This window comes from Pectobacterium aroidearum (genome assembly GCF_015689195.1).
Classification (GTDB): domain Bacteria; phylum Pseudomonadota; class Gammaproteobacteria; order Enterobacterales; family Enterobacteriaceae; genus Pectobacterium; species Pectobacterium aroidearum.
On sequence record NZ_CP065044.1, the window covers coordinates 3911705 to 3937047 of the forward strand.

The 25343-nt window shown below is 53.3% G+C and carries 21 protein-coding genes and 2 pseudogenes; 5 read left to right on the forward strand and 18 right to left on the reverse strand.

Translation table 11 applies throughout. From position 1 onward, the window contains the following. Positions 1-7 precede the first annotated feature (7 nt). The 3 genes from lgt to rppH form a co-directional block, all read right to left on the reverse strand. On the reverse strand, positions 8-874 hold the full coding sequence (lgt, locus tag I2D83_RS17445; RefSeq protein ID WP_103971920.1) for a prolipoprotein diacylglyceryl transferase: 867 nt from the start codon (positions 872-874) through the stop codon (positions 8-10). 226 nt (positions 875-1100) lie between these two features. Further along, positions 1101-3347 carry a phosphoenolpyruvate--protein phosphotransferase gene (gene ptsP, locus I2D83_RS17450; RefSeq protein ID WP_205946994.1) on the reverse strand — a complete coding sequence of 749 codons (2247 nt, stop codon included), beginning with the start codon at positions 3345-3347 and terminating at the stop codon, positions 1101-1103. Between the two features lie 12 nt (positions 3348-3359). Continuing rightward, positions 3360-3893 (reverse strand): RNA pyrophosphohydrolase, encoded by a 534-nt coding sequence (rppH, locus tag I2D83_RS17455; RefSeq protein WP_012773594.1) that lies wholly within the window; start codon positions 3891-3893, stop codon positions 3360-3362. Positions 3894-4589: 696 nt separating this feature from the next. On the opposite strand from rppH, the gene mutH reads away from it, so the two are divergent. The 5 genes and pseudogenes from mutH to I2D83_RS17480 all read left to right on the forward strand — a co-directional run bounded on the left by mutH (position 4590) and on the right by I2D83_RS17480 (position 9049). Further along, complete coding sequence (gene mutH / locus I2D83_RS17460) at positions 4590-5285, forward strand: DNA mismatch repair endonuclease MutH (protein WP_012773593.1); 696 nt, start codon at positions 4590-4592, stop codon at positions 5283-5285. 237 nt (positions 5286-5522) lie between these two features. Then, complete coding sequence (locus I2D83_RS17465; protein WP_012773591.1) at positions 5523-6239, forward strand: TerC family protein; 717 nt, start codon at positions 5523-5525, stop codon at positions 6237-6239. A 173-nt stretch (positions 6240-6412) separates the two neighbouring features. After that, positions 6413-6631, forward strand: a complete 219-nt coding sequence (locus I2D83_RS17470; protein WP_043881720.1) for a YgdI/YgdR family lipoprotein — start codon at positions 6413-6415, stop codon at positions 6629-6631. 185 nt (positions 6632-6816) lie between these two features. After that, positions 6817-7857 (forward strand): NADP(H)-dependent aldo-keto reductase, encoded by a 1041-nt coding sequence (locus tag I2D83_RS17475; protein ID WP_205946995.1) that lies wholly within the window; start codon positions 6817-6819, stop codon positions 7855-7857. Positions 7858-8036: 179 nt separating this feature from the next. Beyond that, a pseudogene (locus I2D83_RS17480) lies at positions 8037-9049 on the forward strand (IS110 family RNA-guided transposase). Positions 9050-9480: 431 nt separating this feature from the next. On the opposite strand, the pseudogene I2D83_RS17485 reads toward I2D83_RS17480, so the two are convergent. The 15 genes and pseudogenes from I2D83_RS17485 to I2D83_RS17555 form a co-directional block, all read right to left on the reverse strand. Then, a pseudogene (locus I2D83_RS17485) lies at positions 9481-10469 on the reverse strand (IS110 family RNA-guided transposase). Between the two features lie 313 nt (positions 10470-10782). Then, positions 10783-11679 carry a phosphonate ABC transporter, permease protein PhnE gene (gene phnE / locus I2D83_RS17490; RefSeq protein ID WP_205946996.1) on the reverse strand — a complete coding sequence of 299 codons (897 nt, stop codon included), beginning with the start codon at positions 11677-11679 and terminating at the stop codon, positions 10783-10785. Position 11680: 1 nt separating this feature from the next. Continuing rightward, positions 11681-12568 carry a phosphonate ABC transporter, permease protein PhnE gene (phnE, locus tag I2D83_RS17495; RefSeq protein ID WP_205946997.1) on the reverse strand — a complete coding sequence of 296 codons (888 nt, stop codon included), beginning with the start codon at positions 12566-12568 and terminating at the stop codon, positions 11681-11683. Positions 12569-12662: 94 nt separating this feature from the next. Beyond that, on the reverse strand, positions 12663-13571 hold the full coding sequence (gene phnD, locus I2D83_RS17500; RefSeq protein WP_413232281.1) for a phosphonate ABC transporter substrate-binding protein: 909 nt from the start codon (positions 13569-13571) through the stop codon (positions 12663-12665). A 153-nt stretch (positions 13572-13724) separates the two neighbouring features. Continuing rightward, entirely contained in the window at positions 13725-14552 is an 828-nt protein-coding gene (gene phnC / locus I2D83_RS17505) for a phosphonate ABC transporter ATP-binding protein (protein WP_205946999.1), read from the reverse strand. A gap of 153 nt (positions 14553-14705) precedes the next feature. Beyond that, a complete protein-coding gene (gene phnM, locus I2D83_RS17510) occupies positions 14706-15842 on the reverse strand; it encodes an alpha-D-ribose 1-methylphosphonate 5-triphosphate diphosphatase (RefSeq protein WP_205947000.1) in 1137 nt (378 codons plus the stop codon). Then, complete coding sequence (phnL, locus tag I2D83_RS17515; RefSeq protein ID WP_205947001.1) at positions 15829-16542, reverse strand: phosphonate C-P lyase system protein PhnL; 714 nt, start codon at positions 16540-16542, stop codon at positions 15829-15831. Before phnL ends, phnM begins: the two co-directional genes overlap by 14 nt. Positions 16543-16605: 63 nt before the next feature. Continuing rightward, positions 16606-17370, reverse strand: coding sequence for a phosphonate C-P lyase system protein PhnK (gene phnK, locus I2D83_RS17520; protein ID WP_180778185.1), 765 nt, complete (start codon positions 17368-17370; stop codon positions 16606-16608). Then, entirely contained in the window at positions 17357-18211 is an 855-nt protein-coding gene (locus I2D83_RS17525; RefSeq protein WP_181829829.1) for an alpha-D-ribose 1-methylphosphonate 5-phosphate C-P-lyase PhnJ, read from the reverse strand. The genes phnK and I2D83_RS17525 overlap by 14 nt, the downstream gene beginning before the upstream one ends. Continuing rightward, positions 18204-19280: a carbon-phosphorus lyase complex subunit gene (locus I2D83_RS17530; protein WP_205947002.1), complete on the reverse strand. Its 1077-nt coding sequence runs from the start codon at positions 19278-19280 to the stop codon at positions 18204-18206. The genes I2D83_RS17525 and I2D83_RS17530 overlap by 8 nt, the downstream gene beginning before the upstream one ends. Next, positions 19280-19855 (reverse strand): phosphonate C-P lyase system protein PhnH, encoded by a 576-nt coding sequence (gene phnH, locus I2D83_RS17535; RefSeq protein WP_205947003.1) that lies wholly within the window; start codon positions 19853-19855, stop codon positions 19280-19282. Before phnH ends, I2D83_RS17530 begins: the two co-directional genes overlap by 1 nt. Continuing rightward, positions 19855-20301 carry a phosphonate C-P lyase system protein PhnG gene (gene phnG, locus I2D83_RS17540; protein WP_181829826.1) on the reverse strand — a complete coding sequence of 149 codons (447 nt, stop codon included), beginning with the start codon at positions 20299-20301 and terminating at the stop codon, positions 19855-19857. Before phnG ends, phnH begins: the two co-directional genes overlap by 1 nt. Continuing rightward, positions 20302-21015 carry a phosphonate metabolism transcriptional regulator PhnF gene (phnF, locus tag I2D83_RS17545; RefSeq protein WP_180778427.1) on the reverse strand — a complete coding sequence of 238 codons (714 nt, stop codon included), beginning with the start codon at positions 21013-21015 and terminating at the stop codon, positions 20302-20304. It abuts the gene before it with no gap. A 246-nt stretch (positions 21016-21261) separates the two neighbouring features. Next, positions 21262-24387 carry an autotransporter domain-containing protein gene (locus I2D83_RS17550; protein WP_181848193.1) on the reverse strand — a complete coding sequence of 1042 codons (3126 nt, stop codon included), beginning with the start codon at positions 24385-24387 and terminating at the stop codon, positions 21262-21264. 236 nt (positions 24388-24623) lie between these two features. Next, positions 24624-25337, reverse strand: a complete 714-nt coding sequence (locus I2D83_RS17555) for a YggN family protein (protein WP_180778181.1) — start codon at positions 25335-25337, stop codon at positions 24624-24626. Between the last annotated feature and the right edge of the window lie 6 nt (positions 25338-25343).

Below are 25343 nucleotides of genomic sequence, written 5' to 3' on the forward strand. Positions count from 1 at the left end.
CAGCGGATTATTGCTGTGCGGGCTGACGGCGATAGGCCCAGACCATCATCAGAATACCGGCGATCACCATCGGCAGCGACAGGATTTGCCCCATGCTGAACAGGTCGCCAAACAGACCCAGTTGCGCATCCGGCTGGCGGAAGAATTCGGTGATAATACGGAACGTGCCGTAACCGATCAGGAAAAGCCCTGAGACGCTGCCCATCGGCCGGGACTTACGAATAAAGAGATTCAGAATAATAAACAGTGCCACGCCTTCCAGCATCATTTGATACAGCTGGGAAGGATGACGCGGCAACATGCCGTACTGATTGAAAATCGCCTGCCACTGCGGATTGCTAACGGCCAGCATCATATCTTCGCTGCGCGAGCCAGGGAACAGCATGGCCCACGGCGTATCGGTCGTTACGCGTCCCCACAGTTCGCCGTTGATGAAGTTGCCCAAGCGGCCAGCGCCCAGCCCGAAAGGAATCAGAGGGGCAATAAAATCAGCGACCTGGAAGAAATGGCGTTTGGTGCGATGCGCGAACCACAACATGACGCAAATAACGCCCATTAAGCCACCGTGGAATGACATACCGCCATCCCAGACTTTGAAAAGATAGAGCGGATTTTCAAGAAATGACGGGAAGGCATAAAACAGGACGTAGCCCAAACGCCCGCCGACGAAGACCCCGAGGAACCCCATATACAGCAGGTTTTCGACTTCATCTTTGGTCCAACCGCTACCCGGTTTATTCGCCCGACGCACCGCCAGCCACATGGCAAATACAAAACCCACCAGATACATCAGCCCATACCAGTGCAGCGCCAGCGGGCCAATTGAGAAAATCACTGGATCAAACTGAGGAAACGCCAGATAGCTTGTCGTCATCATTCACCACATATTTTATTGTGTTATCCCTGCTTGCGGGATCGTCATTGATAGGCAAAAGGCAGGAGAATGAATCCGTTCCTGCGAACCGCGGTGGCGAATCATAGCATACGCACCCGCGCTCGTTGACCGCTGAGGGGAAAAGTTCTGTAAAACATTGAGTCGCTATTAAACATTTACTCGCAATTAAAGCTCGATGTATCCGTCAATATCGCCCCACGTCAAATTAGCGCCCGCCGCGAATTAAGCCGCCTAATCCGCGCTCTTCCATGAAGATTGCCGCCCACTGGCGGACTTCCGCCGCACTCTGTGCGCCTAGCAATTGCTGCACTAACGCCTGCGACTCAGCCAGCGTAATTTGACGCAGCAGATATTTAATTCGCGCCACGCTGCGCCCGTTCATACTGAGCGAGCGATAGCCCAGGCCGGTCAGCAACAGTGCGCCGAGCGCTTCTCCCGCCATTTCACCACACACGGAAAGCGGAATGTTATGCCGCTCGCACTCCACGGCGATCATATTCAACGCCTGCAACATGGCAGGATGCAGACTGTCATAGAGCGATGCCACGTGGGCATTATTACGATCTACCGCCAGCAGGTACTGCGTCAGATCGTTGGTACCAACCGAAACAAAATCGATGCGGGAAGCCAGATGAGGAAGCAGGAACAGCATCGACGGTACTTCGATCATGATGCCAATCCGCGGTTTGGGCTGTGGGAAGCCGAGTAATTCTTCGACCTCACCCGCAGCCTGATCGATCAGGCGACGTGCTTCACTGATTTCATCCAGACTGCTGATCATTGGCAGCAGAATACTGAGGTTGCCGATATGCGCGTTAGCCCGCAACATAGCGCGCACCTGAATCAGAAATATTTCAGGCTGATCGAGCGTAATCCGAATACCACGCCAGCCAAGACACGGGTTCTCTTCGCTAATGGGCAGATAAGGCAACGGCTTATCCGCGCCGATATCCAGCGTACGCAGCATCACCGTGCGCGTAGGATAAAGCTGCAACATGCTTTGATATTGCGCCATCTGTTCATCTTCGGACGGAAAACCGCTTTGCAGCATAAAAGGAATTTCCGTACGGTACAGACCCACGCCATCAACCTGATTGATAAAGCGTTTTTCGTGTTCGGCACTTAACCCCGCATTCAACATGACCTGAATACGTTCGCCACTTTTCAACACGGCAGGCTGTTCCATTTCGCCTTCGGCCAAACGGGTTAGCTCATTTTCTTCCGTCAGCAGGCGCTGGTATTCCTGTACCAATACCGGTTCAGGATCGACCAGCAACTCACCGCGATAGCCGTCGATGATCAGCAGACGCTGGTGCAGCAGGTCGGGCTGAATATCCGCGCCCACCAGCGTTGGAATGCCCATCGCCCGTACGAGAATCGCCGCATGCGAGTTGGCGGCGCCGTCATACACGACAACACCCGCCAGCCGCTCTGGCGGGAGCTCCGCCAATAGCGTCGCCGTTAATTCGTCCGCCACGAGGATAAAGCGCTCAGGCCATTGCCCCATGATTTGCGCGTTATCATCAAGGTGAAACAGCAGTCGTTGCCCTAACGCGCGCAGATCGCCCGCACGTTCACGCAAGTAGGTATCCTGCAAATTGGTGAACTGCGCAGCAAAACGTTCGATCACCAGCTTCACTGCCCACTCGGCGGCATTGCCCGCATCCACTTCCTGAAAGAGTTCACGCTTGAGTCGCGCATCATTCAGCAAGTGCGAGTACAAATCGAAAATCGCCGCGCTCTCTTTCTGCGCACTGGCGCTAAACCGCTTGCTGAAGCGACGGAATTCCGCCGTTGCCTCTTCCAGCGCCTGCGTTAAGCGGGAGCGTTCACGCTCGCTGTCCAGACTCGATGCAGGGAAAACCTGCTCCAGAGAAGGCTGGGTACAATCCTGCCAGCCAGGGGCGATCGCCACACCGGGGGCGGCCACCAGCGCTTTAACGCGCGTCTGACGGTATTGACCGAAGAGCGTTTTGATCTGCGAAAGGGAAAGAATCGCGGCCATCTGCGTGGCCAGCGTCACCATGAACGACTCTTCGTTTTTATCAAACTGACGATGTTCACGCTGCTGCACCACCAGTACGCCGAGCAGATGGCGACGGTGGATAATGGGAACGCCAAGAAAAGAGCGGAAATGTTGCTCTTTCACGGCGGGGATATATTTGAAACTGGGATGAGCGCGAGCATCGGCCAGATTGATGGGCTCGGCACGTTGCCCGACCAGCCCGACAATACCTTGCCCAAACGCCAGCGTCACCGTGCGCCCGCGCGGTTTTTTCAACCCGCGCGTTGCCATCAGGTAATAGCATTGACGATCGTGATCGGCCAGATAAATGGAACAGACTTCCGTGTCCATAGCCTGACAGGTCTCATTGACCAGAATGTCCAGCGCATCACTAAGGCGGGCCGTTGCCGCAACGTTTTCGACAATTTCTCGCAAGCGCGTGAGCATAATGTGCCTGAATTACCCTCTTTTTCGCCGGGGACCGGATGGGGTCGCCACCCGAGCCGCAACACTCTCCTGAAGCAGTATCACCGGGTTGATAAATTCCTTCATCACGCGACGATACACATCTCGCTTAAAAGAGACGACCTGACGTACCGGATACCAGTAACTCACCCAGCGCCAGCCATCAAATTCCGGCGTGCCGCTGCTCTGCATATTGATATCCGACTCATTACACATCAACTGTAGCAAAAACCATTTCTGCTTTTGGCCGATACAGACCGGTTTTGTATCCCAACGCACCAAACGCTTTGGTAATTTATAGCGTAACCAGTTACGGGTAGATGCCAGTACGCGCACATCCTTTTTTCTTAACCCGACTTCTTCAAACAGTTCGCGGTACATCGCCTGCTCAGCACTTTCACCGGGGTTAATTCCCCCCTGCGGAAACTGCCAGGAGTGCTGACCATAGCGCCGGGCCCACATCACCTGCCCCTGCCGATTACAAATTACAATACCAACGTTTGGGCGGTAGCCATCATCATCGATCACCGGACTACCTCAATAAACATCAATGCAAAGATGACCTGATTGTTTCACACTCCCGTCAGGCGGTAAACCACTGCTTAGAAAGCATGTGATACTAATAAAAGTAAGATAACCCACAGATAAGATCAAAGTTATAAACATGTGAAGGCTGAAATTCGCAATTTATTCACTTTTTCTGTGGACATCTTTGTGCAGAACCCATGAAGAAGTGAGTAAAACTCTTTTTTCATGAAGAAAAAATATTACTGTAAATTAAAAAATAGTGCTTTTTATTCATAAAATTACAGTCCATCGAATTGGCAATATCGCCCCCTTTATTTTTGTTCAAATGGCATACAACACAAGATTGGCGAAAGATCGCACTATGCCGTTTTTATCCACAGGGAATGCCTCAAAGTCAGGCAATAAATAGGCAAAAACAGCAAAATGACCGGGAGTCAAGGCTGTAAATCGAACCAGTAATTCATGTTTATGTGGGTTATCCAAGAAATCTGTGGATAACCTAGTGTAAGATCCTGTTTATTGTCGGTGGCTATACGTGCACAGTTTGCAAAGCGATGTGCAGCGATCGCCATCACACTAAAAAAAAGCACTATGAATCATGCTATTATTGTTTTTCTCCACAGCCTTACAGACTGTGCATGAGTACGCCCTATCTGTTGTATTTTTTTTGAGCGGAAAAATATCGAGCGATACGCTATGAATTCACCCACGGTTCACACGACTGCGCCGCCACATGAGCAAGCTTTGCTGGAACGCGCGCAATCCCTCGCAGGTTATAATCTCGCGGAATTAGCGGACATCGCTCGCCTGCCCCTTCCCGCCAACCTGAAACGCGATAAAGGCTGGATTGGCGTCTTGCTGGAACGTTTTCTGGGGGCAAGCGCAGGCAGTAAGCCCGAGCAGGATTTCCCCGATATCGGCGTTGAGCTAAAAACCATCCCGATTGATGAACAGGGTAAGCCGCTGGAAACCACCTTCGTCTGCGTCGCGCCGTTAACAGGCAACAGCGGCGTAACCTGGGAAAGCAGCCACGTACGGCACAAGCTCGCGCGGGTGCTGTGGATTCCGGTGGAAGGCTCGCGACACATTCCGTTGGGGGAACGCCGCATTGGCACACCGCTGATCTGGAGCCCCAGCGAAGAGGAAGAGGAACAGCTGCGCTGCGATTGGGAAGAGTTGATGGATCTGATCGTGCTTGGTCAGGTAGAAAGCATCACCGCCCGACATGGCGAAGTGCTGCAACTACGCCCCAAAGCGGCAAATAGCCGGGCCTTAACGGAGGCCATCGGCGAATTTGGTCAGCCGATTCTAACGCTACCACGCGGGTTCTATCTGAAAAAAACCTTTACCGCGCCGCTGCTGGCCCGCCACTTTATGCAGCTCAGCAACTGAGCGTCATTAGGCTATGCTTCATCAGTGCGATACTTCGTCGTACACTGATTTATACGCCGCCATCGTGCGACAAAGGAATATGATCAGGGAAAAGCCTAACGCCAACCCTGAGTAAAAAGGGACGCCAGCACATGAGCCGCATGCAAAGTATGAAGGGTATCGACACTTTCGCTTGCCTACGCACCGAGCTGGCAGAGTATAATATCGTTTACGTTTCGTTTAAGGTGTATTGATATAATGTTTGATTGGATTGTTGATCCGAACGCTTGGTTGGCATTGGGAACGCTGACTATTCTGGAAATCGTTCTTGGGATCGATAACATTATCTTCCTGTCTCTGGTTGTCGCCAAACTGCCTAAAGCCCAACAAAACAAAGCGCGCCGCATCGGGCTGATGGGGGCGATGTTGATGCGTTTGGGACTACTCGCGTCTATTGCCTGGGTCATGCGTTTGACTGACCCACTGTTTACCGCGTTCAACAACGAAATTTCCACGCGTGACCTGATTCTGTTCTTCGGGGGGCTCTTCCTGATCTGGAAGTCGAGCAAGGAAATTCACGAAACCGTCGAAGGCGGTTCAGAAGACCATACTTCCAAGGTGTATTCGTTCTTTGGCGCGATTGTGCAAATCATGCTGCTGGACATTATCTTCAGCCTGGACTCGGTGATCACCGCCGTCGGTCTGTCTGACCATCTGTTTATTATGATGGCTGCCGTCGTTATCGCCGTTGGCGTGATGATGTTCTCCGCACGCCCTATCGGTGAGTTTGTCGAACGCCACCCCTCCGTCAAAATGCTGGCCTTGTCGTTCCTGATCCTGGTCGGATTCACCCTGATTCTGGAAAGCTTCGACGTTCACGTACCAAAAGGCTATATCTACTTCGCGATGTTCTTCTCGATGTCCGTCGAGGCACTAAATCTGTTGCGCAGTAAAAAAGAGAAAACGGCACCCTGATCGATGTATCGCGTACGCTTTCGCGTCATACAGGTTAACCGGGCGGCAAATTTCCGCCCGGTTACACAAAATTAACGTCCTCAACACGCATTTTTTCCATTATTCCTACGTTCCCCCTCGCGACCATTTGCTAGACTCATTTAAGTTTTTGTATTTATTAATGGGTTAATACGATGAAAGTACGGATGAAGATGGCAGTGACACTGGCGTTATTATTTACCCTTGCGGGCTGTTCCAGCGACTACGTGATGGCGACAAAAGAGGGGCAAATGCTTCTGACGCAGGGAAAACCCGTGCTGGATAAAGATACCGGACTACTCAGCTATATTGATGAGCAAGGTAACCAGAAACAGATCAACAGCGACCAGATCTCCCAGATCGTGCAGCGCTAACGGCAACGTTAGCCCGATCTTCCCCCATCGGGTGACGTTCTCTGGCAAAATCCCGCTTCCCCACTCGTCACGGCTTCGTTATAGTCGAATTCAGGTGTGTTCTCCCAAACTCATTGGAATCGCAAAAAATCATGCGGAAATGAGGAGAAATACGCCTGCTATTTTCAGACATAAGGAAGCTGGCAATGCAATATCACCGTATTCCCCATAGTTCTTTAGAAGTGAGCGTGCTGGGTCTTGGTACGATGACCTTTGGCGAACAGAACAGCGAAGCAGACGCTCATGCCCAGTTAGATCACGCCATTGCCGCAGGTGTTAACCTGATTGACACAGCAGAAATGTACGCCGTTCCTCCGCGCCCGGAAACACAGGGGTTAACCGAGAGCTATATCGGTTCCTGGCTGAAATCCCGTGGCGGTCGTGAAAAACTGATTGTGGCGAGCAAAGTCTCCGGTCCTGTGCGCGGAAACGATCACAGCATCCGCCCACAGCAGGCGCTGGATAGAAAAAACATCCGTGCCGCGCTGGATGCCAGCCTGCAACGGCTGAACACCGACTATATCGACCTCTATCAGTTGCATTGGCCGCAGCGCCAAACTAACTGTTTTGGCAAGCTGACCTATCAATATACTGACGACAAACCGGTCGTCACGCTGCTGGAAACGCTGGAAGCACTGAATGAACAGGTGCGTGCCGGTAAGATTCGCTACGTCGGCGTCTCCAACGAAACCCCGTGGGGCGTGATGCGCTATCTGCACCTGGCGGAAAAACACGATCTGCCGCGTATCGTTTCAGTTCAGAACCCCTACAGCCTGCTTAATCGCAGCTTTGAAGTCGGCTTAGCAGAAATCAGCCAGCATGAAGGCGTAGAACTGCTCGCCTATTCGTCACTGGCGTTTGGTACGCTGACGGGTAAATACCTGAATGGCGCAAAACCTGCTAACGCACGCAACACGTTGTTTAGCCGCTTCACCCGCTATACCGGTCCGCAGGCGCAGGCAGCGGTTGCCGAGTACGTGGCGCTGGCGCAAAAGCACGGTTTGAATCCGGCACAAATGGCATTGGCGTTTGTGCGTCAGCAGCCGTTCGTTGCCAGCACGCTGCTGGGCGCGACCACGCTGGAGCAACTGCAAATCAACCTCGACAGCCAGAATCTGACGCTGGACGGCGAGATCCTTGATGAACTGGAAGCGATCCACCGTCGGTTCACGTTCCCGGCACCGTAAATGCTCAAAACAGGGCTACAGAGATTCATCGGCATTTTACCGTTATCCGGCGTAAAAATTATGCTGAGGAGATAGCAGGCTTAGGATGAGCCGCAGGGACAATGAGATGGACGCTCCATCTTAACGGCATCAGATGTGCCAGAGTATGAGTGTCAAATCTCAAAAGAAGGAGCGTCCAAATGCAAGTATCTACCCTTGGTATCGATCTGGCAAAAACGTTTTCGTTCTTCATGGTGTCAATCACACCGGCCAGACCGTGCTGAAAAAGAAACTCTCGCGGGCAAAGTTTGCTGAGTTCGTTATCCGTCTCGAACCCTGTCTTATTGGGATGGAGGCGTGTTCATCCAGCCACCATTTTGCCCGGATGTTTATCCGCCACGGCCATCAGGTCAGGCTGATGCCACCGCAGTACGTCAAGCCTTACGTCAAAACCAACAAGACCGATGCGACGGATGCGGAAGCCATCTGCGAAGCTGTTACTCGGCCCAATATGCGTTTTGTTCAGGTCAAAACCGTTGACCAGCAGGCTGTGCTCGCCCTTCATACGGAGCGGGATATCATTATCCGGGAACGGGTCGCCTGTACGAACAGCCTGCGGGCCATGCTGAGCGAGTTTGGTTTTGTGATGGCAACAGGCAGAAAAGCGCTGAAGCAGGGCGTTCCAGAAATTCTTGAAGACGGAGAAAATGAGCTATCACCGTTCGTTCGAGCCAGCACATTACGCCAGATGGCGCATATTGATGCGCTGGATGACCATTTGGAGCTTATCGAACAACAACTGAAGTCATGGGCCGAAACACAGGCAGCCTGTAAACGCATGACAAAAGTGCCTGGCGTCGGACTGCTGACGGCGACGTATCTGGTCGCGTCAGTGGGTGACGGAAAGCAGTTCAGCTGTGCAAAACAGTTCTCAGCCTGGATGGGTTTGACACCGCGTGAACATTCCAGCGGAGGCAAACAGCATCTGGGGCGGATAAGCAAACGGGGCGATGGTTACTTCCGTTATCTTCTGGTGCACGGAGCCCGGGCAGTCGCTTCCGTGATTGAGCGACACCGGGAAGACATGCAGTGGCTCGACAGACTACTGAAACGCAAAAATTACAATGTTGCGGTAGTGGCACAGGCGAGTAAAACAGCACGGATACTGTGGTCGATGCTGGTCCATGAAACCGACTATCGCCCCCTGCGGTAGCCTGAGCACCGCTCAGTCTTTGTTGGGGTTCAGAAAGGGTAAAACGCAGTCCGGAATTGCAGGTGTAATCAAAAAGATGGCAAAACAGGTAAGACCGCAGGTGAGGTAAACCGGTTCGCCGATGGGCACGATAGCCCGTAGTGGATGCTTGGTTCTCACCTGGCGGATTTCATCATGGTTCGGGGCGCAGAAGCCCCATCAGAAACCGGATATATGCCTGCAGTTACCGATTTTACATCTTGCTGAAAAACGCCTTGTTCAACCGGGAGCGTCCATATACGTGGCGAAAGCTTGCGCCACGCCGGGAGCGTGTCGCAAGCGGTCCGTTAAGCCTGATACCGACGAAGGCATCGCGTAGCGACATAATTTAGCCGGAAGCCAGGGTTCACAGGGCGACGGCGACTGAGTAACCGTGTTGCCGGTCAAGCATTTTAATGGGTTACTATCCCATAATTTTTATCATAGGGTTGCTGAGTATGAAGTACGCCATAACATAGATGAACCAATTTCTCATCGCCGCACCTATTGCCAACATCTTCGACTTTCCTTTTAGCAACAGCCGTTCGTACTGCGCTTTTACATGATGATTATGGCTGATGGCAGCTATGGCACCCATATAGAGTTTTGCCCGAATGCCTGGTGGCCCTATTTTTGATAACCTTGCCCGACCACGTACCGAGCTGCCTGAGCGACGTTCAACAGGGATAACCCCCAGATATGAGGCCACCTGTTCTGCACTCCTAAAGTTATTGCTTCGGATTATTGCTAGCATGTTCCATCCGATTTGTTCACCAATACCACTAATCGACTTCAGAAGTGTCAGGTCATTTTTTAGCCTAGGATGCTTATCTATATGCTCCGCGATCAGACGCTCAATCCTTGCCAGTTCGTCCTTTAAATTTTGCTCAATCGATTCCAATGACCCCAAAATTTCTTCTGGAGGTCTTGTGGATTTTAGCGTGTTCAGACGATTTTCTATGCGTTGTTTATCATTCAGCAGATTATCCCTGTGCTGTAGCAATGCCTTGAGTTTCCTTACTGCTTCCGAAGGGGGAGCCCAGCTATCCGGTTGTTTTAAGCAGCCGTAACAGGCAAGCACATAAGCATCAACCTTATCCGTTTTGGTCAATATCCCCATTCCTTTGGCGAATTCTCGTATCCGATGTGGATTTATCACGGACACCAGAATACCAGCCTGATGGAGACCATAGGCCAGGTGTTCGTGATAAATACCGGTGGATTCTATTATGATATGAGCCTGAACGGGCTCGCACTTTTGCAACGCTAACCATTGCGCCAGAGATTCTGTCGAGCTTGTGCCATTGGGTAAAACTTTTGTCTTACGCTTACCTTTAATGCCATCAACCAATAAGCACACATCAATAAAACGTTTACTGATATCAATACCGACGTAATACATAATGATTTCCCTTTCACAGAAACCGTCACGCCCGTTCCGCTTGTACATTCAGAGTCAATTCAATGCTCTTGGTAACCGTTCAATGTCAGTGTTGGCGTGAAAGGTGAAACAGAGGGTTTTAACTCAATCACAAGGTTTATCTTTGCCGCCCGTTGAAACTCTTTCTGTCCCATGTGGGGATAGCTAATCACCACATGGGATAAGATACAAGCCGCCCTGTGTCGGGCGCGTGCTACGAGGTAGCATGAAAATAGCGATATTGTGGCGCACGAAACTATCTCTCTGTCTGCATAAAAATATGACTAAAAAGCCCTCATTCGAGGGCTGCGCTATTTTTGGGTTGAAAAAGCGGAACGTCTTTGCCGGTGATATAGCGCTTGCGCAGCCAGGCTGATATCCCATCCATGACCATCACTATCGCAACTAAAATCAGCGTGATAAACATCACGACATCCCAGTTCCATAAGCGCATGTTCTCCGCATAGACCAATCCGATGCCCCCTGCGCCGACAAAACCTAATACGGCGGCTGAGCGGGTATTCGACTCTATCTGGTAGAGACTGAGTGCCAGAATAACGGGGAATGACTGCGTGAAAATACCAAAGCGGTGCTTTTGTAGCGCATTAGCGCCTAACGCGCTCAGGCCTCGTCCGGGTGAACGCTCGACGGCTTCATGCCCTTCGGCGTAGAGCTTGCCGAGCAGACCAATATCCTGCATGACGATAGCCAACAACCCTGCCAGCGGTCCCAGCCCGACAGCCCGCACAAATATCAGCCCCCAAATCGCCATATCAATACCGCGCATCATGTCCAACAGGCACCGCACCAGCAGCGCAATCGGCCGTAATCCGCGGCGCTGCATGATGTTACGCGCCGCAAAGAAGGAGAGTAACAGCGCGATGCAGGTTGCCGTTACCGTACCGGCAAACACGATCGACAGCGTGATGGCAATTTGCGACAGGTAATAACCAAAGGGCCAATTGGCAAAATCATGCCAGACGAACATGCGTAAAAAATAGCGCCCTAGCTGCGCCGCGCCATTAAGCCACTGCGTCCAGCTAATGCCAAAGGTCTGAAAAAAGAACAGGTAATACAGCATAACCGCCAGCGCCAGCAGTATGACCCGGCGTAGATAGCGCGACTGTATGCGAAACAGTTCAGGATGCTGCGTTTTCAATTGTTCTACATCCGGCGACGTTACCGTTCTCATATCACTTTCCTTCTACCACGCGGCGGCGTAAATAGCCGGAGACACCATCCAGCAGCGATACCACAGCAAGAATCAGCAACAAGGTCATGCTCACCTGATCGTAGCGATCGAGCTTAATGTTGGTCATCAGTTCCTGACCAATACCGCCCGCCCCCACCAGACCAAGAATGGTGGAAGAGCGGAAATTAATTTCCATACGCATAAAGCTGTAGGAGAGAAAAATCGGCTTTACCTGTGGCCAAAAAGCAAAGCGCATAATCTGAAGTTTGCTGGCGCCACAGCTTGCCAGACCGCGTACCGGCCGATCTGACGCACTTTCCAGAGACTCATAAAACAGTTTGGTTAAGCTGCCGACAGTGTGCAGCGCCAGCGCAATAAAGCCGGGCATAGCGCCAATACCAAAAGCCATAACAAACATGACCGCCCACCCCAGTTCCGGCATGGTGCGTAAAAAGGCCACCAGCGCACGAATAGATACACGCAGCAGCATCGAAGGTTGCGTATTCGAGGCGGCACAAAATGCCAGTATTGTGGCCGCCGCCACCGCAATGATCGTGGAGGCCAGAGCCATTTGCAGCGTTTCCCAGATCAGCGGCAGCTGTATGGGCAGCCGATATCCCCAATAAGCCAACGAGCCTTCGGTGTGAACGTTCGCCAGAAGCTGTTGCCAGTGCAATACAGGCAGCGTATCGCGCACATAGCTGAAAAAATTCGGCAGAGCATGCCAGATAGTTGCGGGACTGAACTCGGCGACCTTACCCGCCCCCAGAAACAGGCAGACCAGCAGCAAAGACCACAGCAACGCCTCGCGCTTTTGTCGCCCTTTAATTTGTTGATAATAGTGCTCAAAGTCATTATTCAAAGCTGTGTCCTGTTTACCGGACGTCATACCATGACGTTGATTAGCGGACCGAAAATGTTGCCGCCCGTTCGATATCACGTCCGAACGGGCGTTTAGGGAGTGGCGAAGCGCCCGCTCTCGATCAGCGGCTGCCTTTCGTCAGTTCGCGTTTCATGTCGATGATGTGTTTGTAGTCATTCAGGCTTGCCGGGCCGATGTGCTGAGTACCGCCCATCGCTTTAACAAAGCATTCATGCTGTTCTTTATCCAACTTCATCACCGCAGTAATGACCTTCTGTTTGAAATCCGCGGGGAGCTTGTTGCTGACCAAAATCGGCCCATTCGGGATCATCGGAGATTTCCAGATAATACGGAGTTGCTGCATCAGGTTCGGGTGATCCATGCGGATCAGGCGGGTAAACGCACCGGCGGTATAGCCCGTGTTGTAATCGCCTACCATCGATGTCCAGGCGACGGCACCGTCAAATTGGCCGTTCAGTACGCCCAGAATGTCCTGCTCGTGGCCGCCAGAGAACGTTACGCTGGAAAAGAAATTGTTGTATTTGTTGTCGTTGTTCCCACCAAACTTCTGTTTGAATACCTGATTGGGCACCAGAAACCCCGAGGTTGAATCGGGATCGGCAAAGCCAAAGGATTTCCCTTTCAGGTCTTCCAGTTTTTTGTAGGAGCTGTCGGCTTTGACCACCACCACAGAGTAGTAGCCGCGCGACTGGTCTTTATCGTCAACGGCAATACCGACAATATCCACCGCATTAGGATCTTTCAGATAGACGGAGGCGAAAGACGATGGCGACATGCTCAAAACCAGATCGACTTTTCCTCCCAGTAAACCCTGAATGACGCCGGAGTAGTCAGAAGCGTTACGCAACCGAGTCTCAACCCCTAACTCTTTATCAAGGAACTGTTTGACGCACTGATTATCACCGATCTGCTGTGTCGCATTTTGCCCGCCCAAAATCCCCAGATTCAGCTCTTTCGGCACTCCCGCCGCCGTGGTGCTGAAGACGGTCAGTGAACTGGTTAACATCATCGCCAAACCAAAGATCTTTCTCATTGCTATCCCCTGTTTTCATGTCAAAGGCCATCGTGTTGAACGCGCATTGTTTTAAATCGACATTGTTTTAAATCGACATTGCTTTAAATCGACTTGTGTTAAATCGATATTGTGTTAAACCCACATGTGTTAATGCGCGTTCAGTTCATCGCCATACAGCGTATGAAGCAGCGGCTCATCCAATCGCATTGGGTGACCGTCAAAAACAATGCGCCCCTGAGCGATCCCGATGACGCGCGTACAGTAGCGCTTCACCAGATCCACCGAGTGCAGGTTAACCATGACGCTAATCCCCTGCTGGCTCACTTCCCGCAAGACATCCATAATGCGGCGGGTATTCTTGGGATCGAGCGACGCGACCGGTTCATCGGCCAGCAGAATTCTGGGCTGCTGCATGAGAGCCCGACAGATGGCGACGCGTTGCATCTGACCGCCAGAGAGGTTTTCCGCACGCTGTAGCGCCTGCGGCAACATGTTTACCCATTGCAACAGTTCGATGGCGCGAGCGCGGTCCTCGTCGGAAAACACACGAAACAGTGACTTGAGCGTAGAGGTTTGGCTAAGGCGGCCTAACAAGACGTTAGTGAGAACATCCAACCGCGGAACCAGACATAAATCCTGAAAGATCATGCCGCAATGGGCGCGCCATTGGCGTATCTGGCGCGGGCTGAGCTTGATAATATCCTGCGGCTGCTCACCGCTGTGGTTGATAATTTCACCGCCGGAGGCGGGAATCGTGCCGTTTAACAGATGCAGCAGCGTCGATTTTCCCGCTCCGGAGCGGCCAATAACAGCAACCAGTTCCCCCGTGTGCAGATCGAAGTTAATGTCGTCTAGCACTCGATGTTGTGGAGACCACGCTTTCCCAACGCCCCGAACGGACAACACCTTTTGCGACCGAACGGGCTGTAACTGCGTTTTAAATTCGAGGCCGGATTTCAATAATACCTGTGCCATCTTAGTATCCTCATGCGGTGAGGTCGCTCACTCATTAAGAACAGACGGCGTGATAATTTCATGAACAATTAATGATTAAAAAATGACCATTTGCAACGATTTGCAACTCTCTCTTTGTCCACACCACCTCCCACAACGAAGGCAATCAACCGGTTAATACACTTTCTGCCCTTTTGCCCAGACATGACGAATATGAACATGGCCGTGAAACGTATGTGCCAGAACCAAATCGGCACGTTTCCCTTCGGCAATCACACCGCGATCGTGTAACCCAATAGCGCGGGCAGGATTGCGTGTCAGCAGGGTAATAGCGCGCGGCAGGTCATAAGGATTACTCTCGTCCTGGGCAAGACGAAATGCGGCATCCAACAGGCTGGCGGGGTAGTAATCGGAAGAGAGAATGTCCAGCAATCCCAGTTGAGCCAGTCGACTGGCTGACACGTTGCCGGAATGCGAGCCACCGCGTACCACGTTGGGAGCCCCCATCAACACCAGCAACCCACGTTCGTGTGAGCATCTCGCCGCCGCTTCGGTAGTGGGAAATTCAGCAATTGCGCTGCCCACCTGAAGGGATTCGTTAACGTGTTCTATCGTCGCATCATCATGACTTGCCAGAGTGATCCCTTTTTCACGGCAGAGTGCTGCAATGGCGAAGCGATTGGGCTTAGACCAGCGAGCGGCCAGCGCCATCTGTTCCTCCTCAAACGCGGCCATCTGCTGATTACTGAGATGATATTTTCCCTGAAAATACTCACGGTATTTCTGCACCGAGGTGTACTGCCGCTGGCCGGGTGAGTGATCCATCAATGACACCAGCAAGAGATCGGGCGTATTCATCAGTTGTTCAAACAGCGGAACCGTGGCGTCATACGGTAACTCACAGCGCAGGTGCAATCGGTGTTCAGCGCGGTTGAGCCCTTTTTCCTGCCCCTGACGGATGGCGTCGATCATTTTATCGAGGTTATCGAAGCGATGCCCGCCGTCCCGCACGTCACCCACAGCAATCGCGTCCAGTACGGTGGTGATGCCATTCGCTACCATCAGTGCGTCGTGACTGCTCATTGCCGAGTAAGCAGGCCAATCTACTTTTGGCCGCGGGGTAAAAAATTTATCGAGATTATCGGTATGCAGTTCCACCAGCCCCGGCAGCAGAAAACCACCCTCACCATCAATAGCCTCGGGCAATTGGCTACATGCGCTGCTGACACGGAGAATCACGCCGTTTTGCACGTCCAGCGATCCATAAATCACCTCATTTTCCAACACCAAATGGACATTATTGATAATCATGTTGCTGCACCCCAGGATAAGGTTGCATGGTGTGTAAATGCGTGGCGAGTCGGTTACGCACCGCACTGTCATGGAAAATACCGACAATCGCCGCTCCGCGTTCACGGGCTTCTTCAATCAGTTGAACCACCACATGGCTATTGCCACTGTCCAGCGACGCAGTCGGTTCATCCAGCAGGAGAATCGGATAGTCGGCGATAAATCCCCGGGCGATGTTCACCCGCTGCTGTTCACCACCGGAGAAGGTCGATGGCGGCAGCGACCATAGCCGTTCTGGCACGTTGAGCCGGGCAAGCAGTTGTCTGGCGCGCGCTTCACATTCGCTCCGCGCAATCCCGCGCTCCAGCAGAGGTTGAATAACGACATCCAGTGTAGAGACGCGGGGAATTACCCGTAAAAACTGGCTGACCCAGCCAATGGTGTCGCGGCGAATGGCAAGGATTTGCCGTGACGAGGCGTTCACCAGATCGATCCAGTGCTGGTGATGCTTGACCCAGATGTGGCCGCGGTTAGGCTGATAGTTGGCATACAGCGAGCGCAGCAGCGTGGATTTACCACTGCCGGAATGCCCATCCAGCACCACACATTCCCCTGATTTGACCTCAAAATTGGCATCATGCAACACGGGCAGCGATGCTCCGTGCTGATTGTGTAACACGAAGACTTTATAAACATGTTCAACGCGCAGTTGTGTGTTCATGGCGTGTTCCGATTGATTACAACCTGATTCACCCGCGATGACGCGGGATTCATAGGGCTTCGGTCAGTTCAGGACTGACGAAACCAGCAGTTGCGTATAAGGGTGTCTGGGATCGTCCAGCACGCGGTCAATCAGGCCGCTTTCGACAACCCGCCCTTGTTTCATCACGATCAGGTGGTGGGCCAACATCCGCGCGACGCCCAAATCATGCGTCACGATCACCACCGCCAGATTCAGTTCACGCACCAGAGTACGTAAGAGATCCAGCAGGCGAGCCTGCACGGAAACATCAAGGCCGCCCGTCGGTTCGTCCATGAAGACCAGTTTGGGACGCGTCACCAGACTACGGGCAATTTGCAGGCGCTGCTGCATCCCGCCAGAAAAGGTGGTGGGCAGATCGTCAATACGCGCTACCGGGATCTCCACATCCTGCAACCACTGGCTGGCCTGCTGGCGAATCTCGCCGTAGTGGCGCTGCCCGGCGGCCATCAGCCGTTCACCAATATTGCCGCCGGCCGAAACCTGCGGACGCAGGCCGTCAAGCGGATACTGATGCACGACGCCCCATTCGGTGCGCAGCAGCCGTCGCCGCTCACTTTCGCTCAGGCGATATAAATCGCGCCCCTGATACTCAATCGTTCCCTGCTGTGGCGTTAAACGTGCCGAAATAGCCTGTAATAAGGTGGTTTTTCCCGACCCCGACTCCCCGACAATCCCCAGCACTTCACCCGGAAAAAGTTCAAACGAGACGTCTTCAAAACCCTTTTCCGGCGCATAAAGGTGCGTCAGGTTATTGACCGCCAGCAGCGGCTGTTCACTGCGGTTCATGGCTGTTTTTCTCCTGCTGCTGACGGCAGTAGTCGGTATCGGAGCAGACAAACAGACGCGATCCTTCATCATCTATCACGATTTCATCAAGGTAGCTGTCATGTGAACCGCACAGCGCACAGGGCTGTTCCCAGCGCTGAACGCAGAACGGGTGATCGTCAAAATCCAGACTTTTTACGTCACAGTAGGGAGGCAGGGCGTAGATGCGCTTTTCTCTGCCTGCGCCAAACAATTGCAGCGCCGGCATCCTGTGCATTTTGGGATTATCAAACTTTGGAATGGGTGACGGATCCATCACGTAACGGTCATTCACCTTCACCGGATACGCATAGGTTGTCGCAATATGGCCATAGCGGGCGATATCTTCGTACAGTTTCACCTGCATGATGCCGTACTCTTCCAGCGCATGCATTTTGCGCGTCTCAACCTCGCGCGGCTCAATAAAACGCAGCGGTTCAGGGATAGGAACCTGATAGATCAGGATCTGATCTTCTTTCAGCGGCGTTTCAGGAATGCGGTGGCGCGTCTGAATCAGCGTGGCCTCGACGGTACGTTCGGTGGTCACCGCCCCGCTCACACGCTGGAAGAAACGCCGGATGGATACGGCATTGGTTGTATCGTCCGCGCCCTGATCAATCACTTTCAGTACATCGTTTTCACCAATCAGGCTCGCGGTAAGCTGAATGCCACCGGTTCCCCAGCCATAGGGCATCGGCATTTCCCGTCCGCCAAACGGCACCTGATAACCGGGAATCGCTACCGCCTTCAATATGGCGCGACGGATAGTCCGTTTGGTTTGCTCATCAAGATAGCCAGGGTTATAGCCGTTTAACTCATGCATCGTTGCTCTCCTGATACTCCCGGCGCAGACGTTTCAGGAGTTCCAGCTCGGCCTGAAAATCGACGTAATGCGGCAATTTAAGATGAGAGACAAATCCCGCCGCCTCGACGTTATCCGCATGCGACAGCACAAACTCCTCGTCTTGCGCCGGACTGGTCACCTGTTCGTGATGCTCTGCGGTTTGCAGCGCACGATCCACCAACGCCATCGACATGGCCTTACGTTCCGCCCGACCAAACACCAATCCGTAGCCTCGGGTAAAGTGCGGCGCGTCCTCCTCCCTGTCGGTAAACCCGTTAACCATTTCGCATTCGGTCAGCAGGATCTCGCCGATTTCCAGCGGAAATCCCAGTTCCTCCGGCACGATCTCCACCGTGACAAAGCCTGTGCGGATCTCTCCGGCAAAGGGATGGGTACGGCCATAGCCGCGCTGTGTCGAGTAGCTCAGGGCCAGCAGGAACCCTTCATCCCCCCGCACCAGCTGTTGCAGACGTGCCGAACGCGGGGCCGGATAGCTCGGGGGATCGCGGGTGATATCACAGGGTTCGCTGCCGTCATCCTCTTCCCTGACGGCAAACCCTTCGCGAGTAATCAGATCAAATATCAGCGGACACGCGGCTTCCAGCGGCATATCCGCACTCGACGGCGCAGGTGTGTCACCATTGACAAGCAGCGTGAAATCCAGCAAGCGGTGAGTGTAATCGTAGGTAGGGCCGAGAACCTGACCGCCCGGCACATCTTTGTAAACTGCCGAAATACGTCGCTCAATCCGCATGTTCGCCGTCGTTAACGGCAGGCTGTCGGCCAGACGTGGCAACGTCGTGCGATACGCACGCAGGAGAAAAATGGCTTCCACCACATCCCCACTGGCCTGTTTAATCGCCAGCGCCGCCAGTTCACGATCGTAGATACCGCCTTCGGTCATCACGCGATCGACGGCCAGACCGAGCTGCTGTTCAACCTGCTGGCAATAAATTTCCGGGATGTCACGATCCCCACGGCGCAAATCTTCCTGTAAGCGATGGGCATTTTCGATCGCTTTCTCTCCCCCTTTCACGGCGACGTACATCAGCAGACCTCCACATAAGTGGTGCGCGGTAACGCCATCATGGCATCGGCACAGGTGAACATCAGATCGATACCTTGCGGAAAAGGATCGGGACGGTGGCAGAGATAACGCAATATGTCCGGCGGCAACGACGGGTCAACGATACGTGAGGTTTCCAGCCCCGGTCCGCTCAGGCGTATCGGCGTGCCGCCGCTCAGAGAGGAAACGTCGATGATGACCGTGGTGCTCTTTTCCGGCGACATGTCATCCCCCGCCGAAAACCGGGACAGCGAGATTGCCGATGAGGCACGAAGCAAGGCGAAAACCGCCGATTCATCTCCGGTCAGTATCGCACCGGTATGAAAACGCAGGTTGCTGCGGAGGGTTTCATCATTCAATGCGTCATCCAGCCAGAGCGGCGTGTCACGATCGACCAGCGTCAGCATCACCGCCGTCGCGGCAGGAGACAACTCTCCCCACCCATGTTGTAACGGCAAAGTCACCGTTACGCCCGGTTCGCTAACCGCTTTGAGGATGCGCCGAAAAGCACATTGCGCGTCAGCCACCGGCTGCGCAAAGCTCGCCTGTATAGACATCAGTTATCTCCGCGAACCAGCGTGAAGAAATCGACCTTGCTACTGGCAATTTGACGTGCGCGCCGTTGGCACAACTCGGCGCGCTGCGCTGCCAGAGGCTGGATGAGGTGCTCCTGCAACCGATCGTGGTTTTCCGGCAGTTGCAATAGCGCATCGATGAGGGCGCAGCGCTCTGCATGGGCTTTATCTCGCCCAGCGATATAGCTGTACCCGCACGTACCGTCAGCCAGACGCACCACGGCACGCGTTATCGTCATATCCCCCAGCACAAAGCGCTTGCCCGTTCCTCCCATTCTCGCCTGTAGACGAGTCAGGCCAATTTCAGCCGCGCGCAGGACGGCATACTGCGGGTGCAGATTGAGCGCGTGCCAACGCTTCTCCAGCTCGGCAACCGGGCTGAATGCCAGCACCGAGAGCCAGTGTTGACGGCGTGTTTGCGTATCCATCTAGTGCTCCAGCGTCAGTTCGATCATATCGCCACGGGTCAGGCTGATGGAGTACTCGGCGATCTCACCGTTTGCGGTTTTATTCAGCGTGCGTAAACACAGCAGTGGAGACTGCGCATCGATTTCCAACAGTCGGCTTTCCTTAGCCTGAGCCAGCCGCGTGCTAATGCGCGTTTGCGTGCGAACCAGCGCCTGATTTAGCCGCTCGGTAATAAAGTCGTGCAGTGAGCCGCGAGTGAACTGCTGTAGATGCGGCCACCAGGAAAGGTTGGGCAGGAAGTGGTTAATAACGCAGACCGGAATACCATTAACCCGACGCAGCGTGCGCAAATGGATGACGCTATCGCCTTCATCACAGCCCAGTGCGGTGGCAATCTCTTGACTCGCCGGACTCAGCATGGCCAGCAATCGTTCGCTGGAAGGGCAACTGCCTTGATCCAACAGGTTCTGACTAAAGTGAGCCTGCGCATGCAGCGGGTAGTCGTAAGGCCGCATAAGCACCAAAATACCCACACCGTGACGGCGTTGAACCAGCCCTTTTTTCACCAGGTCATCCACTGCCCGGCGTAACGTATGGCGGTTAACGGCGTAGTGCGTAGCCAGTTGCTTCTCAGAAGGAAGGTAGTCGCCACATTTATAGCGTTCGCGTAGCGCTTCTTCTAGCCGGGCAGCAATCGCCTGATAGAGAGTGGTCGGAGGTCTGGACAACTGCATCATAAAAAATCTCCCATAAACAGGGGGCATTAATACGATTCGGAAGGAGAACGCTGGAGTGCATAAATATTGAACAATATTGGCGGGAAAATATGTCGGTATCGTTAATCAGACGTGGCACAAAAATGAACTTTTTTCGATAGGTGGCCACCGCTGTATGGCTGTCGATAACGCAGGGCACAGGGCAAAAATCCTGTATCCAACGCCCCCACACAGCATTACCAGCGTGCGGGGGAATTTTCACGGTCAGAATGTCAGGCCAAACTGCATTTTGGCGCTGTTTTCACTCATTTTATCGCTTACCACCCCCTGATAGCCCAGCAACAGCGTCGCATTTGGCTTAATCGCCAACGTGACGCCCGCTCGCAATAGCAGCGCATCGCGAGCGTCAGTCGCAGAGCGGATCGTATACGCCTCGCCGCCTTGCACAAAACTCAGCCGCGTCTGGGTTCGGTCCGACGTCAGACGCCGCTGATAGCCCGCATCGGCATAGAGCCTGACGGGAGAGAGGGAAGACCAGCGCGCTTCGCCACGTAAGCCCAGCGTTGAGTATCCCGCGCCACTGCCCTGACGTTCCCAGCGCAGCGCGGCATCGCTACCGTGTTCCTGACCACCCGCGAGATCGAGCCAGGCATACGAGAGATTGCCATAAGGTTCAACGCTTAAGCTGTCATTGAACGCGAATCGATGGCTTCCCTCCGCAAATCCTTGAACAAGGTTTGCATGATAGTCCGCCTGAGCGCGACTAATGAGACCAGGCACCTGAATGTCTCGCTCGCTGTCCATATCCAGATAGCTGTAGAGCAGACCGGAGCGCCACGCTATTCCGCTATAGGTCGTTCCCCAATAGCTGCCGATGTGATAAGCCGTCACATCGTTACTGGCGGCGCGCGCCTCGGTTTTGATTTTGCTTTTCTCTGCGCCGACGACAAATCCAAGCGTGCTGTTTTTACCGATTGGGCTACCGTTACCGATTAAGAAACCATAGCCACTGTGATTAACGCGCGAGGATTCAGCGGTCTCATCAAACTGGCCATTGTTAGCCCACGAACTCAACCAAAGCGACTGTGCATTTTCATCGTGCAGCGCGCCGTTGATCTCGTCGCGCACATACCGACTACGTTGGAGTAATGCGGCACGCGAAGCCGCGTAGATCTCACCATCGAGGTTATCAAACGCCGTTCGTGCCGCGCCTTCACTGCGGCTGTTAGCAATAGCAGAGAAAACCGAGCCACGTTGCTGGCTCTCGACAGCCTGTGCGACGACGCGTTGATTACGACTGGTGGCGACGTCGTTAAAGGCACGACTATTACGCACCACGTCCAGATAAGCCTGCTTGTTGCTATAGCTCAGCGTATCTTGCAGGAAAGGCTGGGTTGAATTGGACGTTAATCCATCAAAGCTGCCGTTCAGGGTGCCGCCGACATTCAAGAGGGTAAAACGATCGCCCAGTGACTGCGACGGCGCATCCAGCACCACGCTGCCCGCTAGTGTTGCATCCTGCGTGACATTCAACCCGTCGGCGTTACCCTGCTCATCAATCTCATAGTGATATACGCTGCCAGACTGAAACACCACATTACCAACCGTTAATGTGCCAACCGATGCACCGGGTGAAAGCGTTGAACCCTTCTCAAGCGTAACAGTGCCTGCGATTTTGCCATGCCCGCCTAGCGTCGCGGTAGATTGCACCCAAACATCCCCCGCCAGACTGCCGTTGCCCTGCGCGACCTTACCCACCACGACGCTGCCGCCTTCAACAATGGTCGGGCCAAGATAGGTATTATTACCCGTCAGGTAGAGCACCCCTGTGCCCTGTTTGCGTAAACCAACATCCAACTGATACAGGGAACTCCCGCTGGTTGTATTTTTCACCTGAGCGATATCATTGCTCCAAGTGCTGGAATATCCCTGCGTATCAACCCCGTAGATCGCGTAGTTACCGTTAAAGGTTCCACTACTGAGATCGCTGTTGCTTAACCGCTGCGCGTTCAATGCGCCCGGCCCCTGCACCGCTTTGTAAGCGTTAACGATCCCTTGACCAAACAGCGACTGGTAATCCTCCGTCGTCAGCACATTGATATTTTGCGCGCTGGCGCGGGCCAGAATCGCGCTACGAACCTGCTCATCCGTGAGGTTGTCAAAGAACGCATCCTCCCTGACTCGAGCCAGAAACGCGGTCATTTCCTCATCGCTAAATGTGATGGCATTGCCGGTTGCATAAACATTGAGTTCGCTATTGAGGTAGTTCTGGTGGTCATCGTAATTCTTTTGGATGAGCAACACCGCACGTGGGGTGTTGCTACCGGAAAGTGGTGTCGCCGTGGACAAGAGAACATCGGCGAGCTGTTTACCGTTCAGATACGGAAAGGCCTCAGACGCCAGCGCGGCAACACCCGAAACGTAGGGAGTCGCAAATGACGTGCCGCTGAACGTCTCAGTCGTGCTGGCATCTCTGGTAGAAACAATATTCACGCCCGGCGCAAGCAGCGTGTAAGCCGACGACCCAAACCCCAGATTGCTGAATGATGCGATGAACGCCGCGCTGGAAGGGCGTTGAGAAGGATCGTAAGCCACAACGTTTAGCCAGTTATTGGCAATCGTGTTCTCAATACCATACGCATCTAAAAGCGTCGGTAACCCGGAAATAATCGACGGCGTCAGGTGCCCTTCGTTCCCGGCAGCAAACACCGTTAACTGACCCTGCTTTGCCATTTCCTCGCCGATCACGATATTGTTATTGATGATACCCTCTAGCAATTCAATCTGACGATCGATGCTAAATGTCTGTACCGTGTCATTAAATATGCGGTATCCCCAGCTATTATTGACGATCTTGATATCTGGACGATCAAGCACGTTAAGCTGGGCGTTAACCAATGTTTGCGATGAAAATGTCGTTCCTAACGGCAACAGACTCGCCTGATACGCGATACCATGAATGCCGCTATCGTTTTTCGCAGCACCAATGACGCCCGCAACCGCGTAGCCATGAAACGCGCCATCCCACGGAGAGGAAATCCACCCAGCCCCCTCGTCCACCCGCCCGGCAAACTCATCACCGCTTAGCTCACCGGTGGCATCAATAACCGCGACACTAACGCCCTTTCCTGAAAAACCGAGACCGTAGGCCTCTGCCGCATTGATCGAATCCAGCGCGGCACCGTTGCGCTCGTACTCCGTCGTGCGAAAATTATCCGCGCCCCATAACGTTACAGGAAAAAACAGCAATAAACCCATCGCAAAAACAGGGTAACGAACACCACCACGCTCGCCGTTCACACCTGTATGACGCGGCTTCATTGCGATGAGCATTTCCTTTTCTTTCAACACATTGCTTTTAAATACCTGATTTTTCCACACCGTTTGCATTAACAACATCCCTTTAAGCACACATGTGATTGTCACTCTACGTTACCGACAAAAATAGTCATAACGCATGAAGGTAACAATTGATGAATGGACTATGGATGAATGTTATAAAGCACCCGGCTACGGGTAAGGGGGACCAAACAGAATAAGAAGATACGAAAAATTGGGTGAGAATAGTCGAACGATCAAAAACGGGCCTCAGCCCGTTTCCTTAAGCGACTTCAAGCGGGTTCCACTTACTTCAGCGTCTGCAACAGGCTCTTGCGCTGGTTTTCTAACGACGTGACGCGGCTACATACATCGTTGCCAAAGCGCTGGAACTCCAGTTCCTGATTATTCCACTCGGCCTGAATCGCTTTCTGCAAACCACCGAGGTTGCCCATCATCGCCTGTAGCGGGTTACCGCCGCTGGACATCTGTTTTACGCCCATCTCGTTCAGGCTATCCTGCAAGACGCCGCCCATGCTTTGCTGCACGATCTGCTTGCCATCTTGCTCAACCTGCTTAATCGCCTGATGGTGGAACGTCAGGCCATCGCTACGGTGTTCGATAATACGGTTCATCTGCTGCTTGAGCTGTTTATCCAGCGTAGTCAGACGATTGCGCACATTGCTGTCGCTGCCGAGCTCCTGCACGATCACTTTATCCAGTGCGACTCGCGCTTTTTCCAGATGCTGCTGCGCGCCCTGATCGATCCACGGCAGTTGCTGGCGTATATCCGCCTGATAGGCTTTGGCTTTCTGGCGCTGTTCGGCGTTCAGGGTCAGCGGCGTACCGTTACGGACGATATCGCCCTGCGGAGAAAGCTGTAAATTACCGCTGGCACCCACGACCTGTACGTGCTGCGGACTGATAATGATGTCGTCCTGCGGATTCACGTTGCACTGGTAGGCTGCCTGCGCCTGCCAGGACAGCAGCATCAATAAACCCAAGGTCATTTTACGCGACATATTTTC